Origin of the sequence: Myxococcus sp. AB036A (genome assembly GCF_006547355.1) — a bacterium.
GTDB classification, from domain to species: domain Bacteria; phylum Myxococcota; class Myxococcia; order Myxococcales; family Myxococcaceae; genus Myxococcus; species Myxococcus virescens.
In genome coordinates, this window is sequence record NZ_VHLC01000031.1 from 1 (window position 1) to 18,575 (window position 18,575).

An 18,575-nucleotide genomic window follows, 5' to 3' on the forward strand; every position below is an offset into this window, starting at 1 on the left:
CTTCCTGGCCAATGCGCGGGCCATGGCCAATCTCGCCCCCAAGGAGGGCCTGCCCCCAAAAGCGCTCGGCCTGCCGTCGCGAAGAAACCCCATGCGGGCGTTTCTCGTCCGGCAGGGCCTTCACTGAAAGTCCTCGTCCGCTACTCCGTCCAGGAGATTCGGCGCCTGCTGCTGGCCCTCTGGCGGCGCACGCTCCCGCCAGTTGCCGATGTCCTCCTGTGGAGTCGGTGGCGACGGCACCATCAAGCCGTCGCCATGCGCTGCCACTACCGGGCGCGTGGCGCCAGACACAAACTGCAACTGTAGGACTAAGCGCCTCAGGCGAGGGGCACTCCGTCAACGCCTGCATGATAGGCATCTATAAGATAAACGTGGGAGAGAGCCAGCCTTCCACCCACGGCGCCGTCTGTTCCTCCCACATCGGCGCCCGTCCACCTGCCAGTACTGCGCGGGAGAGCAGCTGGTTCGACGCGGTGCAAGTTACATCAGGCAGCATCACGCATGCCGGACAGGCGCCTCCGCGGGCATCGCAGAGACTCCCGGAGCCGCAGCGTAGACGCCTGGGGTCACCCATCATTCGAAGGAACTCGCGATGGCGGTTCCGCCACATTGCCGAGAGGTGGCCGAGGTCTGGCGTCATTCCCTTGCGATATACGACAAAAGCCAAGTCGGCGGGATAGACGAGCTCTCCAATCCCATCCGAATCCAGACCTGATGTTTCCGCCATAGCATGGACCATCTGGTGTGCTAGCGTGTGCAGGAGCATATACACGTATGCAGGCAACTCCCGGACGGCGCCAGGTTGGCCAATGCGCTTCCGGTATTCCTCTAGAAACGGGCCGAAGTCCCGGTATTGCTCCAGGTATGCAGCTCCGATGGAATGGGTCCCTGATGCAGGGACATTTGGAACCCCATTGGCTATCAGCCATGCACGCACGCGCTCTTCGTCCAAGCGTACGTAGAAAGCCTCGTTAGCTTGTTGCAGCACGTAGACGGGTCGCTTGCCGTTCTTGAGAGGTGGGAAGGCATTGAGTCGCACGGGCACGGGGATCTTTCTATCGTTCACCTCGCGTGTGTGGATAGGCGTAGCGGAAACTCGCGTGTATCCAAACGTGTACTCGCAGATAGGCAGGCCTTTAATCAGGACTAGCTTTGATAGGCCCAGTTTGCACAGGAGGTCTCCCGTTTCCACTTTATAGTCGGCAAGTCGTGCGGGGCTGTCACTGGCTTCCGAGAGATTCTTGTCTGGGAACAGAACGTCGAATGCCGTGATCCCAGCCTTTTCGTCCACATGCTCATGCCGGAGTGCTGCATGCTCAAGCGTTCGTTGAAAGGGGTTGAAACGGCGGGCCCAGTCGACCTGCGCCTCCGCTTGGCGCGAGAGTTCTGCGCTATCCACCTCACCCAGCGATACGATCTCCGCAGCTAGCCATTCCCGCATAATCTCGTCCGCGAGGCGCTGATATTTTTGCGATTGAGGAAGTCTCCCGGATGTGGCGGCGTCCTGCGCGAGCTGGTTGTACTCTTTCCACTCGTCCCATTTCTCACCCAGGCCGGAATCCCGAACAGCAGCCTCAAGTTGTTGTTCGGGCGGAGGGCGACGCGGGACACCATGAAGGCGTGCAACCTCATGGAGTAGCTCCTCACGCCGGTCAGCGGTCATCAGCTCACTGGGACGAGGATCGCGCAAAATGACGAAGCGCCCGCTCTGTACGTAATGGACAGAATTAGCTCTGTATGAAACGGGCAGCATGTTGATTTCCGCCCACTCATGGTCATTCCCAGCGTCCATTAGAGGCTTGAGGATTGTGAGGGAGTGCTTGTCCTTCTGCACGACTTGGCGCAGGCCTGAACACGTCAGGCACTGAAATGCCCACTCAGAAAATGATGGGCTTTTATTGAGCAGTCGGAACTCCGTCCCGCCACATTGGCAAGAGCGAAGTTGGCTCACTTCCCCGCTTTTCTCATTGTAATGAAAGCGCCAGGGACTCAGAGGTTGGATGTCGCCAGACCAATGCGCGAACACCACGTCTACTTGGCGCCAGCGGGATCGATGATCACGGCACTTTGTAGGAAGAGGATGCTCGACCTGCTCGCGGACTGAGCCAAATTCCTTTAGTACACGGCATACTGAGCACTGGTAAAGAAGCGGCCAGGGAACATAGCCGATTTTCTTGGGATCCGTCGGGACGAAATCATGCGTCCAGTCAACAAATACATCATCCTGGGGGCCAGGCGGGATGAAGACGTTGTCCACGCAGAGCGGTAGTGGAAGGCGAGTTTCGTTGCCCCGAGAATGTCGGGCGCGGTCCGCCCAGTTCTTTACTTGTTCTTGCATTCCATCGCGAATTGCCGTGACTACCATTGCCGGCAGTTCAATTGGAATATCAAGGGGAACGGATCGACAGATGCCACGGCCACCCTCAAATGTGAAAAGCACCTCCGGGGCGTATGCCGTCGCGAGTTGAGTTCTTGAGCGTGAGAACCTTGGTGGCTCCGGAGTGGCATCCCGAGCTTCAGCCTGATTCCGCTGCCTTAGCCCTTTTGATGCTCGCGCCCGGCCACCCTTTCGCCAGTCGTCCGGCGGCTTCCTCGATCCCGCGCTCATACGGCCTCCGTGATATTGTCCTCGTCGACTTCGCTGACCTTAGCTTTTTGGTGGCGGATGAAGTCCATCACCTGCTTTACATCTTCGGACCGGACGAACCCATGTTCTGGTTCGTAATTGGCTCCCACGACGACTCCGGCCTCCTCAACATCTCGGAGTGACGTCATGGGTGGCATGAAGCGATTGCGGGGATCCCTCCAGAAATCTGCGAGCGAGGCCTCACTGTTTTCGCGCTGCACAGCATCAAGGAAGTCCTTCAACCTTCGTTCAATTTCCCGGGAGTAGTGCGTTGCGTGGCCTGGCTTGCCGAGTTCCTGCGGCCCACGTCCGTGGAACCCGAACGCATCAAGCACGAAATCAGCCAGTTTTTGCCGGAAGCTATCTGGAGCCTTGAGTAGTTCTGCACGTAAGTAACGGATGATGTTGCGCGGGCGTACTACGTGCTTCTCCCTTAATCGAAGGAACTCGGCGCCTTCCTCAAGAACAGCCCAAGCCTGGATAACCGATGGGATCGCCCGGCGCAGCGCATTATCTGCCCATCGCTCGATCGCAGGTGGATCGATCATCCGTTCAAGAAAGCGGTGAAAGATGTCGTGAGTTTCCACCACGTACCTGTCACGTCGACTCTGCGGCGTGGGCACCAGTACGACGAAGCCTACATGGGTGCGTCCAACCCGACTGGAGGCCTGAATGTACTCGGCGATGTTGGAAGGAAGGCCAGCGAAAAACATGCTGTTGAAGCGCTCCACGTCCACACCATGTGAAATGGCTGAGGTAGCCACCACGTTGCGTAGTTCGCCTTCGGCAGCGACATCCCGGTACGGCTCGCCAACCTGCGGCCGTTTCTCAGCACGCTTCATGATTTCTTGGATGGAACTCATGTCCACTCCGCCCGAAATGAGTTCAGAGGGGAAAGCCGAGCCGATATTGAGTCCTGCACGCTCGTGTTCGCGCCGCACCTGAGGGTCTAAGGCATCAATAACTTGATCCCCGCCCTTCTTGTTTGTGACATAGGTAATGGCGACTCGGTGCAGATCCAGTAGCGCCAGGAGTAAGTCGAAGCGATTCCTACGAAAGAGGTCTTCGAGGGCGTTGCGCCGCCAAGCTCCATGCTGATCAGGAGAAACGGCAGTTAGTATCCTCTGCGATGCCTCAGCCTGTAGAGAGACGTCTTGCAGTCCGCGCCAGATACTCGTCACCACCAGATGAAAAGCTGAGAGGACGGCTACGGTGGTAACCGTATGGCTCGACCCATTGGTCATAATCGAGACATACAGACGCATCCAGGGCGAGGTACGCTCCGGGCTGTTTGACCTGCCTGGTTGCATCGCAAGGGCAGCCCGGTCGAGGTTCTTGGCAGGGGGCGGAGCTGGCTCGGAGAAAAAGGAAGAGTAGATGTCCGGACCGGGCCTTGGAAATAGAAGGGCACGGCGTTGATAGATGGTTTCAAGTTGGCGTCGAGGATCGGAGACTGTTGCCGTGGCTGCGATCACCTTTGGCATGCGCGCCGGAGCACCAGGGCGGCTATGAGAGCGCGTAACGCGCAACTGCGAACCCGCCTCCGCAGCTATGCGGCGTAGTGCAGCCTCTAGAGTAGTCTCGAATAGACCGGCGAAGGTGCCAAGGCTTTCCTCAAGGAGGTGCATTTCATCTTGAATGATGAGAGACGGGAATGGATCTTTAAACACCTTCTCACCGGAATCATAGGCAGGAAACACCGGGAAGCGGTGAGAACTCGGGCCGTCGCGGAGTTCCGTTTCCTTTCGTGGTGTGAGCAGATGCCCAGCGTGCGTAATCCACCGGGCCAATCCGAACATTCCAAGGACACGGGCGATGGTGTCGGGATTTTGGCCAATCATGGCCAGTTTGTCCACGGTTCCCAAGAGCACGGATGGGGCGCGTCCGTAGATGGTATCATCCGTAAACAGGAATGGTAGCGGCGTTGGGAGGGGACCGGCGTGCGCTACGTTCCAATGGCAGCCGGCATTGAAGCACACGACAATCGCGCGGAGTTCGGCCTCGTCATTACTTCTTTTAAGTCGCAACCCGGTGGGGCACTCGCAAAGGGGGCAGACCGGAATCTTATTGTAGGCAGCGCGCGCCTCCGCATAGGCGCGCGCAGTTTCCTCGTCTGGTGGTTCCTTTTCTGGATCTAACTGGCCATCGTCAGGGTGGGAAGAATCGTCAAGGAATGGCACTGCAGATGGGATGCCAGAAACGCGATTAGGTGTATTGGCGCTTCCCACCCAAAAGCCGATCTCGAACGGCCACGTACCTAGCTCTTCCTTCTTACGAACCAATTCTGTGTGGACGAGCAGGCGAAGGAGACGTTGCGCCTGTTGAAGGGTGAGCAGTCGTAGCGGGTAGCGCACCACTCCGGTGACGCCTCGGTTCTTGCCGCGTAAGCGGTCGAGGAAGAGCGCGAAGACGAGGGTGCCGTAGAAAGCCTCCGACTTACCTCCTCCCGTGGGGAAGTAGAGTAGGCTCGCCGTGTCCTCGTCCTCATCCGGCGAGTGAAACTCCTCGAACTCTTGCAGGCGCGACGCCAGACAGGGAACGTGAGCCAAAACGAAGGCAAGTTGAAACAGACGCCAGCCCGCAGATGCATTGCCGGCCTCGCGGGCGAGGAATGACTGGTTCATGAGCACGAAGGCACGCCATGGTGTGGCCTTAGGTGACGTAGGCTCAGCGGCGAATGCGGCCTTGGCCTTGACGAGAATGGTTACTCCTTTGTCGACCAGCTCCGCTTCTCTGTGCCAGCCGGCCACATCGGCAGTGAGTCGCTCCTTCTCTGCAGAGGCTTGCTCCGGGGATAAATCGCGGCCCACCTCTGTCTTGAGTTGGTGTTCCTGCTTAGCAATCCACTGTCGGTACTCACTGGCGATCCGGTGAAGAGTGTCGACGGGAAAATCATGCCGAGCTAGTTTAGAAAACTGCGTTTGAATCTCAAGCTGGCGTGGTACTACTCGGGGTTGAACCCACCTTGGTGCCCAAGTGCTCTCAAGGACAATGTTCGAGCCCTCTCGGCGGGAGACGGACCCACAATTGAGACCTATCGCATCGTAGGTCATGTATGCGCGGAAGCGATAAGAGGGCTCAACACGATCTAGACTAAGGGGCCGATGGACAGCTTCGGGTAATGATATCTTGAGACTGGCCTGGAACAGGCAAGGGCAGCGGTGAATCAGCTCGGCCCGACTTAGCTCCCGATTGGCATTTTCCAATGCAATCCGCAAGGAAATGCGGGAGGGGGCAGTGAAGTCTTGAATTCGCGAGACCGTGAGCCGGATCTCTCGCAAGTCAGGCAAAAGAATGTTCCTATCAGGTGCTTGGCTCCGAAGTCGGTCTAGAAAGCTATTCCAACTGGCCTCGCTCTGCCAGTCCTGTGGCGCCATTCGTACTCGCCGCCATGCGTTTCGGCTCCCCTCCGGAGTGGTCAGCCAACCCTGTACGCTCTGGTGGAGGGCAGCGTGGAGTTCGTGTTTGTATCGGACGAGTTCAGCCTCTAGTGCCGCATCAGTTGCGCTCAGTTCGCACCGGAAGGCCGGGAGATCAACCGCGATGCGACGCCACTTCATGGGTATTTCGAGATCTGCCAGCATCTCCAAGGGATAGCCGCTCGCATCAATGGGAGCGGGATTGGTTTCAGCTGGCTCGACTGTCGAAGGATCCTCGGCGTCTAGTGCATCCATCTCCGACGCGCGCGGCTCAGGTGGATCTTCAGGAGTTGCCGGTTCGTTGGCGCGCTGCGGTGAGGAGATTGTCTGACCTGCCACAGGCTTCAATTCGCGTGAGGGCAGGTGGATGCCAAGTTCCTTTAGCGTCTCATCGTAGGCTTCGGCATGTAGAGCAATCCGTCGTGCTCGGCGCTCGCGCCGCTCCTCCTTGGGAAGGCCGCGATCATTGCTAGAGAGCCCATGTGAAGCGATCTTCTCTTGGTAACGTCTTGTGTGCTCCTCTTTGATTCGCTTCTCCCATTCCTTCTTGAGCCGGGGAACTGGCTTGAGGTCATAGCGCCGGTCTTGCAGTTCAGCCCATTCGGGGAGAACACGTATGTAAACGGAGAAGGACGGTTCTGCCACCAGAATGCCTGAAGACTGGGCTGCAACCTGAGTGTCTAACCCGATGACAGCGATGCGGATGTCAGAGGTTTCGTCCTCACCGGCCTCTGTATACTGGGGCAGCAGGAAGCCGGACACGAGCGCACGGTCCGGGCGCCGCCCATAGAGGACCTGCCCATCCAGCCCCTCGCCAGTACAGTGTGCAACGGTGAGGTTGACGAGCGCGTCAGCAAGACCCTCCTTTGCCTCTTGCAGCAGGGTCAGAGCTTCCGGCGGCGGCGAGGTAATAGTCATCGTGGTTTCTCCTCAGATACCTCTTCGATCACGTCCACATATCGCTCAGCAAGTGCTCGGAGAGCTTGGATGTCTGTGCGCCGGGAGGGGGTGGCTGCTTCTGCAGCATAGGGGTCGACTAGGATGTGGAGGTATGCCTTGTGAAGCTTCAGCCCGCCCGAAAGACGGCGAGAGCGAGTTTCAAGGACAGATTGCTTCCAGAACGCTCGGGCCTCACGCTCACGAATGCCGATGGCATTTGCGAATGCGAGAAAGTCTTCTAGTTGCTTGGGCGCATGTGGTTGGACGGTGCTGACATCTTCTTTTAAGTACTGATCAACGCGGATCCAGTCGAGAACCCGGTGGAGTTCAGGCGCGATGCGCTCGGTCTTCCGCATGCGTTCGGCAATCGAACGCGCCTTCTCTGTGAGGCTATCTCCGGGAATGCTTTCGAGCTTTGCCTGGATTACTTCGTGGTAGGTGCGCACCTGCTCAGCCTCGACGTAAAAGTGCAGCCGGGCCCGGGCCGTTTCCATGAACTCTTGGTTGAGCACGCAGATTTCATCCCCTGGGACGAGATCCTGGGCGTGCTTCTCGGAAAATGGGTTTGCAGGTGCCTCGCGCTCGAAGAGTACGAGCCCCATTTTGGGACGTGCACGGATGATAAAGCCCTGCCTTGTACGCAGCCTGATGATTGGACTGGTGCGGTCGTCGTCGCTAGTGAAGTCGAGGAGACGTGGGCCTGTGCGCTCGCCGCCTTCGTCATCGTCACGGAGCGGGTCATCCCAACTAAGAGGTGCATAGCGTCCGTTGCGAGTAACTATCTCCCTCTTGCATGCCGATGCCAGCTGTCCAAGGCGGACAGCAATCTCTCCCATTTCACCAAGCTCACCCAGCCGCGATGAGCGATCCTCCAGATGTTGGACCTGATCCCCATCGGCGAGCACGACAATGTGCTGGGGGAGGTCTCGCAGCGTCAAGGCTTCGAGCAATACGTTGCTGGAAAGGGAAACCATGACGAGGCTGTCGATCCGATGCTTCTTAGACTGAAGCTGAACTCTGAGTTGTTCCGGATAAACGAAACGGAGTTCTCCCGTCACTAGCCGCTTTCGGACGTCGGGACCTATTTCTGGATGTGCGGAGAGAGCTATATCCGCGTGCTCAGCTTCCATCGCATCTGCCATTACAACAGCAAGCACGGATGCCTTCGTGAAAGCCTTCTTTAACGTGGCGGCGAGGAGGGGGGCCATGGGCGAAACCGCCCGTACTCCTTCAATGAAGGCGCGGACGTCCTTGTCCAACTCACGGACGGCAGTGCTTTCTACCTGTGTTAGTACGCTGGATGGGCGGGTGATGCGATCAAGGGCTGGCCCCGCCGAGTACATGGCCATGATGTCGCGCCAACTCTCGCGGCTTGTCTCGTCGTGCACAAAGTCTGAAAGCGCGTCAACGCCAATCGGGAGGCGTGCGCACCGGCGTAGGGTCTCTCGGACTTCTTTGAGTGCATCTGCTGTGTCGGCATCGCCTAACTTCAGGGCCTGTGTGCGAAGGCGGCGGATGCGGCCCAGGATGTCCACAAAGCGCCCCGCAAACGATGCCACTTGGATGTCCAACTCGCCAGTATCAGAGAATGGCTCCGGATCCATGAGTAGTGCACCGGTACGCCGATCAGAAAGCCGGGCCCATTTTGGCACTGTACTCTTCTTGTGGAGGCCATCGTGCAGGTGCAGCAATCTGGAGCAGAGGAGGTTCTGAACGAAGGGATCGTCAGTGACGGCGAGAACAGGAATGCGCCCGTGAGTATGCCTAATTGCGGCGAGGATGGCTCCGAACACCGCGTACCAGTTTGGGCCAAAGGGCTGCCGAGCACGATCCGTTGCGTCCAGAAGAATTGCGTGGACTGGAGCGGGGACACGAATCAAGAGGGAGTGAGAAGCAGTCTCGATCATGTCATCGCGGTGCAGACCGAAGAGCATGAACGGCGCATTCGCCGGGTCATTCACCTCTCCAGAGGTCACATCTCCTAAGAGAGTGTATTTTTGCACTCTGTGAAGGACGGTATGTTTCGGTACCACCTCGCCTACGCGACAGACTGGGACGAGTTCTTCGAGGGCTGAGTGTTGATACTCAGGGAGTATACGGTTCTTGTAGCGTTTATCGGTGATGCGGCCTTGGAGATCTTTGACGCGGATGAGGGCCTGGTGGAATCCGCGCCAGCGTTCCTTGGCTGATGATGCTAGATCCAAGCGGCCGAGGTGCTCGGCATTCAGTCGATGTAACCGCACCCGATCGATCAGGATACTCCGATAGCCCATTCCCGTGTGGAGCGTCCATGGAAGGTAGAGCGCGCGGAAAGAAACTGGCTCCTCCCGGTACACGTGAGGAACCCTGTGAAGTGTTGGGGCAGCTAGAAGACCAAGGCAGGCCAGCGCGTAGGCGGCACTTATATCTGATGGGAATGGCCAATATACGACCGCTTCCGAGCGGCGCAGCAGATGTACTCGGAGAAGAGCTGTCGCTAGCTCGATGAAGAGTCTTGAGGGAGGTCTCGGGTTGCCCCCCTCAGCCGGAACAAGGAATGGTGCACCCACAGCTTCGCGGAAGCGTGCCTCGTCGGGTAATCTTGGGTCCGGAAGCGGAGCGGGGCGGGAGTCGGTATGTCCCGCTGTCTCTTGGCGCGGCGTCGGCTGGTACACGCCGTATTCACCGCGAGCGCTCATTTGACCAGCCTCTGGTGTGCCATCTCATAGGCCACCCTCACAGCGTCATCAAAGGAGAGTCCCTGCGCTAGTGTCGCTTGGAGGTCGGCGGGCCAGGGGAGGGGTAGGTCGCGCAGGGCAGCAACGGAGACACTCGCTGTCCCTGAGCTGCGTCGGTACATCGCGTCGACGGCGGCACTACCCAGCAGTTGGGCGATAAGGTTTAAGTTCGGCGAGGCGGTCTTATTCTCATCTGGAAGAAGGACCAGCGTATGATTTTCAGTTACGAAGCCGCCGAACTTGGAGAGCACTTCGGGCGCCAAGGGCGCCGCAATAAGGCGGCGAGGTTGACGATTGTTTGTTGTGCGTTGCAGTATGATCGCTGACCTTCGTATGATTGCGGCCGAGTCCCGATCGAATTGCACGAAGTCCATCCCACGAGTGTCTTTGGCAACTGGATAAACGGGACTGCCACAACTAACGTTCCTGGCCCAGATGAGGGGGACGTCAAAGCGACCTTTTCTGGCCGTTCGCATCCGGTGGCGCTCACGGTTCCAGACGAAGTAGCCTGATCGGACTTGTAGGCCCCAGTTGGAGAGCCTGGCCAAGTGGTCCGTATTCTCGGGCAGGCTGCGAGCAGGCATGACCCAAGGCATGTTGGGCCCGGATGGCAAAACTGATGTGCCTAGCGGGATCGAAGAGCCTCGATTTGGAATGAGCCCCCAATGGACCCGGCCGGAACCCGTCCCCTTACGTAGCAACATCACGCAGGTGTCCTGAGTTACTTCTAGAAATACTCCCTCACGTGCCTCAAGCACATGAATAGAGAGAACCTCAGCTTGGCTCCGGATGTATGCTCGCAGGCGGGCAAAGAGGGGGCCGGCAAGAAAGCTCGTTGGCAGCACGAGGGCGGCTATTCCTCCGTTACGGAGGAACTCAAGCGAGATGCCCACAAAGATGGCGTATAGATTGATGTGCCCTGGTTCCGCTAGATGGGCCCATCTGCGCCGCTCGGCTTTCGTAACTCCCAGAAGCCGCCCATAAGGAGGGTTCGCGAAGACCGCATCGAACGATGCGTTCCGCTGCGCACGGCGTGCATCTCCTACGGAGACAACGTGGCGCCCCAGTGAGGCAAGCCCCAATCGCCGGGCTAGAATGGCCTCGGCCAGGGCTGCTAGTTGGGGGTCAAGTTCGAGCCCCCTCAACCGGGCCAAGATGTCTTCCGGGGGAGCGCCGCTCTGCAGCATGGCTTCCCCAAGCGTTGAAAGGAAGGCAGCTCCACCTGCGCATGGGTCGATTACTCGTGCCGCACGGAGGTCCATGCCGGCTTCCAGTGCGAACGCGAGGACGTGTCGCGCGAGAGTAGGCGGTGTGAAGTGAGCGGCGAGCCGCCGACGCAGTGCGGCAGGCATCAGAAGAGTGTGGAAGTTGCCGATCCACCAGTCGCGCTCGTCAGCTGGAAGAGTGGACAGGAGCGAATGAAGCAGCTCTAGCCGGGGATCGCCTACTTGAACCGACAGGAGTTGCTGGGAGAAATGCAGGCGCTTGGCACCGGAAAGACCGAGGCGACCCGCATTCAGAACGGCCGCCGTACGCTTCACGGCTAATGCGATGCTCGTAGCTACGATAGCGCCGGCCGATTGTAGATGGGGGCCGGATACGGAAGTCGAACTAGCTTCCGAAGCACGCTCCCTCTTGCTGCGCGGCTCACGCCACGCGCCTAGCATGACTCCCCCGAAGATGTCCGCGAACCAACTCCGGAACAGACCGATATCATGTGGAGCTTGGTGCTGCAATGCGTGCGCTGATAAGATCTATACTGCGCCCGCGGGTCCATCCATCGAGTCCGTCTGGACACCATGATCAAATGGACCTGAAGGAGGGCTTATGGGTAGGGGGAGGTGGCGTCCCTGACGTGAGGGACCCGGTTCTATTCAGAGGCACCAAGAGCCTAGGAACTGTCGGGTGCCTTCACAGTCGCCTGCACCCGAGCCGACACGAGTGGCCCCCCCTTTTTGTGGGAGAGGGCACAAGCTACTTGCGCGTCCTCCGGTTCCTCGATCCGCCGTTCTCTTCGTTGTTGTCTCCCCGATGCTCCTTCTGGCGTTTAAGCTTCGTCAGATTACGACGTCGGAGCGACATCAGAACATACGAGCCTGATTCCGGGTTCAGCGTTCGGAGAGCCTCTTGGTAGGCACCATCCGTGTCTTTCTCTTCGGCTGCAAGCCCTCTTACAAGGTACCAAGGCTTGTCTTCAGGTGGAACTAGGTTAAGCCTGGCTAGGAAGCGGGTATCCTCGGGAGACGCCTCTACGGCCTGATTTTCGTTGAGAATGGGAACCCAGGTCGCCTTCCCCGAATCGAAGAGGTACTCGAACTGATCGTAGATGGCGTTTCGCACTGAAACGCGCACCTGTTGCATGTCGCGAGCTACCTTGGGCCGGAACGGCTGGGGAGCACGAAGCATCGTCGGGTTCGTCCTGTTCGCGATGTGCCAGTCAGCTTGAAGCTCGACTCCCCCACGCTGCACCTCAATCCCGAGCACCCTGCACCATAGTGTCGCCTTCGCCTGAGCCAGCGCGAGTAGTGCTGCATTTGGTGTCGCCGGAAGACTTTGAAAGATATAGATGTGCACCTCGGTATCGAGCGCCCGTAGCTGTCGAAGGGCCGCCGGGATCTCGAAGTACACTACGTCCCCTGTCGCAGGAATGCCGTTCGGTGCCTCAGCAGCAAGGATAACGATCGTCTTCGTGAACTCAGAGTCGCGCTCGGCATCGTTGACCTTGCCTCGCATGCCATCGATGAAGGAGCTTGTCCACCAGGTCAGCGCGTCCTTCATCGAAGGTGAATAGACGACCGATTGCGCCTGGGCCGCATCAATATGCGCTTTGATGCGTTGCATCTCGGGATCGCTCATAGGGCCTTCAAGCATGATGCCTGCCTCACCATTCAGGCCAAGGAGCGCGTAGCCGGTCACGTTGTGCGAGCCAACAAACGCCACTCCGCTCTTGTCGGGCATTTCCAGTAGATATACTTTGCTGTGCAGCATCGGGTGATAGCGGTAGAAGCGATGTGCGGCGCCTTTGGTCGTCCTTCGCGTATGCCCGAGATGGACGAAAAGCCGCGATGCGGCAACTCCACCGGCAAGGAGGCGATCCATTGATTCGTAGCCTCGGAAAGTGCCCGCTCCAATCACAAATGCTTCCAACTTCGCTGGATTGGTCAGGATCGGTGGTGCGATTGCCTCGATTCCTTCTACGGTGGCAAACCCACTTACGATCCAAGCACGGCTGGCTTGTTGGAGGCGGCTCTTGAGCAGCGATGCGATCTCCTGCTGCGGACGATCGAACAGCACACTGACTTGTAGAGGCATCTTCCCGCTCTTCCTCTCTGCTCGGCGCAAGCTGGTACGTGGGCTGCCCTATAGGGAGTCGCTCAAGTGTATCCCACCTCCTGTGCAGCCCCTTTAGAACTAGTGGAGTCTGGATCATCAAGAGCAACGCCCCAGAGGAGCTTCGGCGTATTGGAGGCGATGGCCCAGCTTTTAGGCTACACGCCGCACGCGGAATAGCTGAAGGTCGGCCAGCCCTGGTACTTCGCCCCTGGGCAGGAAGGGTATGACCGGCTAATTGATGCGTACGTGGCGCACGCGAACAACTCCAAGAAGCTGAAGCGACCGTGGCGGGTCTACAACCCGCTGGCCAGCGGGGATGGCCCCAAGGGGGCGATCACCTACCTAATCGATGCACAGTGAGACGAACTTCTCCCACAGGTGGGGACTCAGATTTCGGCTCAGTACGGAGTGGCAGACGACATGCGTCTACTCTACTGATCGTCTTCGGCTTCTTGGCGACCACAGACGCTGAGTGGGAGAGGTACAGGTCGATGGGATGCGGTCGATGCATTTCGCTCCATGGAGCGAATGGAGTTCGACGCTTCTGAGTATGCTGAAGCGGGACTGTACGGATTCTGTACGGACCGGGCCGGTGACGAGCGAGCGCCAGCAACGGCCAATGGTCAGTAAGAATAAGGGGTTACGGCCAATGGTTCAGAAGGTGAGGGGCAGGGCCGGGATTATGAGACCACCGCTCTAACCAGGTGAGCTACCTGGCCGTAAGTGAGATGCAACCTACGGCTTTTACTGCGGAACTTCCACTGCCTTCCTACCTGCTCGCCCGGTGTTCGTGCAACAGCTTTGGTAACGGGGCGGGTACTTCGCGCTTCGGGGCGGCTCTATACCACATGGCTCGTGGCGGGCAATGGGGACGATACAGAGAGAGGCCAGGGCCATAACCTGGACACCCCATGCCTTGCCACGGCCCCCGGTGTTCGCCTCCCATCCCCGTGCCGGGAGGCGCTCCCTGGATAGGCGTCAGTTCGCGGTGCGCCCGCGCCGCCCGCGGGTTTCGGGTGTCCTCCAGCAGCACCGCGAGGGGATGCTCGGCGGCCCAAGGTGTAAATCCTCCCGCGGTCCAACAGTGACCCTGGAATGCCGGGGTTTCGTTTCGCGCCGGACTCAGGCGTGTTTTCCGGCGGAGGGCCATCAGCCCCAGCAGCCTGGAGGAGAAGTTCGAGACGCGCGACGACCAGGCCGTGCTGTAGCGCGACCCCCGCGTGGACCACGTCAACGACACTGTCGCGAAATGGCGGAGGTGGCGGCGCGAGTCCGTGAGCAGCGCTCGCTTGCGAGGGACACACCCGCAGGCGAGCTGCGCATCCCCCGTCTACCGGAACGGCGGCTCGGGCTGTTTCGCGAACCATTGCTTCGCGTTCAGCAGGTGCAGGTCCTGTCCGCCGGGTTTGAATTCGATTCCGCCGGTGAGGGCGCCCAGGGTCGCCAGGAGCGCGCCCTGTAGCTCTCCGCCTGCGAGGTCCAGGTGCCCTCTCAGGGAGAAGCCCTCTCCGTCCGCCTGCAGTTCGCGCAGTTGGAGCCCGCCCTCGTCAATCTGCACCCGGCCCGTCACCGTGACGTCCCGGATGTTGAGCAGGGACGTCAGGAAGCGCGGCAGATTCTTCGCGGACGTGAGCAGCGCGGCGACAGGCTGTGTGTCCGTGAGCTTGCTGGCGAAGCGTGCCGACAGCACTGTCGGAGACAGGGACAGTCGGGCCTGGGGCAGGGTGAAGACGCCGCTCCAAGCGCGGATGGGCACGGGGCCATTCGTGGACACATTCGTCAGCCGGAGCGTCGTCCCTGTCAGTGTCAGGGACTTCGTGTCCCACGACATGTTCCGGGCGTCCACGTCCGCCTCGGCACGCAACAGAACCTTGACGCTTCCCATGCGTCCGGAGACGAGGTCGGAGTCCACGCTCAGCCGCAGCGAGTCCTGAGCCTTCGCGGACTTCGACCGCTCCCGGCTCTGCACCGTCATGAACCCGGAATCGATTTCCATCGTTCGCGCCAGCCAGGGATTGAGCATCCTCAAGTCCAGTGGCCGACTCCTGGCCACGCGGAGGTCCGGCTCCAGCTCCCAGTCCGACTGCTCCGCGCTGCGCCGCGCGAGGACGGTGAGGGTGATTTCAGGGACTTCTGCACCCGTGCCTTCGGGCCCGGACACCCGCACGGGCGCGAAGGTGAGCGTTGCCGTCCCTTTCCGCGTGTCCGGGCTCTCCGAAGCCAGCGAGGCCTTGAGGGCCCAGGGCGCACGCGCTCGGATGGGACCGGCCCGCACGCTCAACTCCTGGCCCTGGACGTCAATGCGGCTGTCATCGGCCAGCCCGCCGTCTTTGAGGTGGAGGTCCAGGTCCACCTTGCCTTCGCCCCCTTTCAGGGAGACGGCGTTGTTCGACCCCAGGTGCTCGTTCAGCCAGTCCAGTGGGAGCAGCTCCATCTGGCTCGTCACCTGTGCGCTGAGCGCCCGTGAGAGGTCCCAGCCCTGGTCGTCCGTGAAGGGGACTTCGAGCTGTGCCTTGGCCTCCAGGCGCTCCAGCCGGGTGACCGGTTTCCGGTCGAACTCCATGGCACCGGAGACCACGCGAATCGCAGGCGTCTCGACGTGGATGCGCTCCCGGCCCTTGATGTCCAGCGAGCCTTGCACGTCCAGGTTTCCCACGAAGCGGACCCGGCCGAAGTCCAACTCGCGAACCTCGTGGACCGTCACGTCCGCCAACTGGATGACCCACGGGCGGTAGTCCGGGCCCGGTGGCGGTTCCTTCTCGATGCCGAATGACGGTTCAATCCGGAAGCGCGCGCCATGCCCGTCGATGCGCTGCACGTCCACGCGCTTGTGCAGCAGGGCGGTCAGCGACACGTCGGCCTCCAACGCGTCCATGTTCACCTGCCACCACTGGTTTTGATTCTGCTGGGTCAGCGTGAAGTCGCGGAGGTGGAGCTGTCCGAAGGGCCAGAGCCACCACGCGCGCTTCCAGGCGAGCTCGGTCCGGCTGGTGGACCGGCGCATGATGGCTTGGACGGCGCCCAGGTTGAGCGCCACGTTGATGGAGACTTCCAGCACCACGAGTGCGCCCAGGGTCCACGCGACGGCGCGCGGCCACCGTTTCTTGCGAGGGGCTGTGTCCTGGACCGCTGGCGGCGGGATGAGCGTCATGTCGCGGGTACCCGGTGGGATGTCCAGGGGGAGCGGCGCGGGCCGTTCCCGGAAGGCGCGGGTGCTGTTTCCCGCCTCCTTCCGGATGCCTCAGCCGCCGCGCGCAGACAAGGTGCGAGCAGGCTCGCGAGTCCGATTCGTTGCTGGAGTGTCCGCGGGTGAGCCGATACCAGAGGTCCAGGTTCTGGACTGGGAAGGGCGGGGGATTGATGGAAGGCTCGGAGCATGGGCTTGGCGCCGCGGCAGCACCTCGACCGCGCTTCACGAAAGGTTCCTCGCCGTGCATCTGCTGTATGCCTTCGGGCTCTTCGTCGTCACCGCGGTGGCCGAGGTGGTGGGCTGCTATCTGCCCTACCTCTGGCTCCGTCAGGGGAAGTCGCCCCTGCTCCTCGTGCCCGCGGCGGGGAGCCTCGCGGCCTTCGCGTGGTTGCTCACGCTGCACCCGACAGGCGCGGCCCGCACCTATGCGGCCTATGGCGGGGTGTACATCGCCGTGGCGCTCGTCTGGCTGTGGCTCGTGGAAGGGGAGCGACCCACGACGTGGGACCTCGTGGGCGCGCTCGTCGCCATCCTGGGGATGGCCATCATCGTGCTCGGACCTCGCAGGTAGCGAGGGCCTGCTTCATCAAGCCGCGCGGGACGGACTACGCGGCCCAGCGCTGGAGGCTGCCCTCCACGTACTTCGCCCGGCAGGCGCGCCGCTGGACCTTGCCGCTGGACGTCTTGAGGATCTCACCCTGCTGGAGCAGGACGACCTCATGAACGTCCACGGAGTGCGCGGCGGCCACGGCCTGCCGGATGGTCTTCTGGAGCGCGCTCCCGTCCAGGGCCTGAGCACCATCACCCTGTTCAGAGGGCACGAAGCGGGCGCTGACCTCCACCAGCACCACCAGCCGCTCGCCCTCCGGATGGTCGACGGAGAACGCCACCGAGCAGCCAGGACGGAGCGCCGGGTGCTGGCTCTCGGCCGTCAGCTCGAGGTCCTGCGGGTAGTGGTTCCGGCCGTCGAGGATGATGAGGTCCTTGATGCGGCCAGTGACATACAGCTCGCCGTCAATCATGAAGCCCAGGTCGCCGGTACGCAGGAAGGGGCCTTCCTCGCTGCCCTGGATGCGCGCCTGGAAGGTCTCCGCGTTCGTTTCCTCGCGTCCCCAGTAACCGTGAGTGACGTGGGGACCGGCCGTCCAGATTTCGCCCACCTCGCCCGGTGCGCACGCCACCAGCGTCTCTGGATTCACGATGCGGATGAGGCTGTCTCCCCAACTCCGCCCGGAGCTGACGAGCGTCCGCGCGGACGGGCCCGGCGGTGCGGAGACGGCGCGGTTCTGCTCGAGCGCCGCCGAGTCCACGGTGAGGTGGCGTGGCAGTTCGGAGGCGATGCCTCCCGACACGAAGAGCGTCGCCTCCGCGAGCCCATAGCAGGGATAGAAGGCCTCTCGGCGGAAGCCGGCGGGCGCGAAGGTGTCCGCGAACTCCGCCAGCGTCTCCGCCCGCACGGGCTCCGCGCCGTTGAAGGCAACGCGCCACGAACTCAGGTCCAACGAAGCGAGCTGCTCCGGCTTCACCTTTCGCGTGCAGAGCGCGTAGGCGAAGTTGGGCCCGCCGCTCGTCGTTGCACGGTACTTCGTGATGGTGTTCAGCCAGCGGATGGGGCGCTGCAGGAAGGACCACGGGGACATCGCGATGGAGTGCGCGCCCAGATACATTGGCTGGAGCACCGCGCCGATGAGCCCCATGTCGTGGTACAGCGGCAGCCATCCGCATATCGTCGGCTGTTCGTCGTGGCTGAAGGCCTGCCGGATCATCTCCTCGTTCGACATCAGGTTCCGGTGCAGCACCATCACGCCCTTGGGCGTCGACGTGGACCCTGACGTGTACTGGAGGAAGGCCAGCGTGTCGCCGGTGATGGCGGGACGCTTCCAGCCGTCCTCCAGCCCTTCCTCCAGTACGTCCGTGGCAATCCAGCGGATGTCCTTCAGGACGGGGTAGGTCTCGGCCAGCGCGTTCACGCTCTCCAGGATTTCGCGCGTGGTGAGCGCGAAGCGCGGCTTCGCATCCTGGAGGATGGAGAGGATGCGCGTGACGGCCTGGAGCTGCGCGGGAGGATAGGCAGGCACCGCGGCCACGCCCGCGTACAGGCTGCCGAAGAACGCCGCGATGTAGTCGAGCCCCGGTGGATACAGCAGCAGCGCTCGCTCGCCAGCGCCCTTGTGCTCCTGCAGCGCCGCGGCAATGGCGCGGGCCTGGCGATCCAGCTCGCCATAGGTCCAGGTGGTCTCCTGGCCTTCACCATCCTGGAGGAACGTATACGCGCGGGCCTCGGTCTGGTTCGAGGCGCGCCAGCGCAGCAGGTCGGTCAGGGTCTGCACGGAACGGCTGGGACTCGGCAT

The 18,575-nt window shown here is 60.9% G+C and carries 8 protein-coding genes and 1 pseudogene; 1 reads left to right on the forward strand and 8 read right to left on the reverse strand.

From position 1 onward, the window contains the following. Positions 1-358: 358 nt before the first annotated feature. The 7 genes and pseudogenes from FL344_RS15120 to FL344_RS15145 all read right to left on the reverse strand — a co-directional run bounded on the left by FL344_RS15120 (position 359) and on the right by FL344_RS15145 (position 16,185). Positions 359-2,257 carry a hypothetical protein gene (locus FL344_RS15120; protein WP_141619035.1) on the reverse strand — a complete coding sequence of 633 codons (1,899 nt, stop codon included), beginning with the start codon at positions 2,255-2,257 and terminating at the stop codon, positions 359-361. A 347-nt stretch (positions 2,258-2,604) separates the two neighbouring features. Continuing rightward, a complete protein-coding gene (locus FL344_RS15125; protein ID WP_141619036.1) occupies positions 2,605-6,963 on the reverse strand; it encodes a DEAD/DEAH box helicase family protein in 4,359 nt (1,452 codons plus the stop codon). Further along, positions 6,960-9,320: a hypothetical protein gene (locus tag FL344_RS15130; protein WP_141619037.1), complete on the reverse strand. Its 2,361-nt coding sequence runs from the start codon at positions 9,318-9,320 to the stop codon at positions 6,960-6,962. Before FL344_RS15130 ends, FL344_RS15125 begins: the two co-directional genes overlap by 4 nt. Positions 9,321-9,658: 338 nt before the next feature. Then, positions 9,659-10,075 (reverse strand): hypothetical protein, encoded by a 417-nt coding sequence (locus FL344_RS39085; protein ID WP_228565067.1) that lies wholly within the window; start codon positions 10,073-10,075, stop codon positions 9,659-9,661. A gap of 321 nt (positions 10,076-10,396) precedes the next feature. After that, positions 10,397-11,368 (reverse strand): annotated as a pseudogene (locus tag FL344_RS40020) (N-6 DNA methylase); the annotation flags it as partial. Positions 11,369-11,675: 307 nt separating this feature from the next. Continuing rightward, the gene (locus FL344_RS15140; RefSeq protein WP_141619039.1) at positions 11,676-13,013 is read right to left on the reverse strand and encodes a phospholipase D family protein; all 1,338 of its coding nucleotides are present in this window, start codon (positions 13,011-13,013) and stop codon (positions 11,676-11,678) included. Between the two features lie 1,351 nt (positions 13,014-14,364). Next, positions 14,365-16,185, reverse strand: coding sequence for a hypothetical protein (locus FL344_RS15145; protein ID WP_228565068.1), 1,821 nt, complete (start codon positions 16,183-16,185; stop codon positions 14,365-14,367). Positions 16,186-16,465: 280 nt separating this feature from the next. On the opposite strand from FL344_RS15145, the gene FL344_RS15150 reads away from it, so the two are divergent. Beyond that, entirely contained in the window at positions 16,466-16,795 is a 330-nt protein-coding gene (locus FL344_RS15150) for a YnfA family protein (RefSeq protein WP_141619040.1), read from the forward strand. 34 nt (positions 16,796-16,829) lie between these two features. Here the strand turns inward: FL344_RS15150 and FL344_RS15155 are convergent, their stop codons facing one another. Beyond that, positions 16,830-18,575, reverse strand: coding sequence for a fatty acyl-AMP ligase (locus FL344_RS15155; protein WP_141619041.1), 1,746 nt, complete (start codon positions 18,573-18,575; stop codon positions 16,830-16,832).

What these genes read in the sequence shown, in the direction of transcription:
- FL344_RS15125 (WP_141619036.1), bottom strand. Translation starts at nt 6,963, where the DNA reads ATGACTATTACCTCGCCGCCGCCGGAAGCTCTGACCCTGCTGCAAGAG.
- FL344_RS15140 (WP_141619039.1), bottom strand. Translation starts at nt 13,013, where the DNA reads ATGCCTCTACAAGTCAGTGTGCTGTTCGATCGTCCGCAGCAGGAGATC.
- FL344_RS15145 (WP_228565068.1), bottom strand. Translation starts at nt 16,185, where the DNA reads ATGACGCTCATCCCGCCGCCAGCGGTCCAGGACACAGCCCCTCGCAAG.
- FL344_RS39085 (WP_228565067.1), bottom strand. Translation starts at nt 10,075, where the DNA reads ATGGACTTCGTGCAATTCGATCGGGACTCGGCCGCAATCATACGAAGG.
- FL344_RS15155 (WP_141619041.1), bottom strand. Translation starts at nt 18,575, where the DNA reads ATGCCGAGTCCCAGCCGTTCCGTGCAGACCCTGACCGACCTGCTGCGC.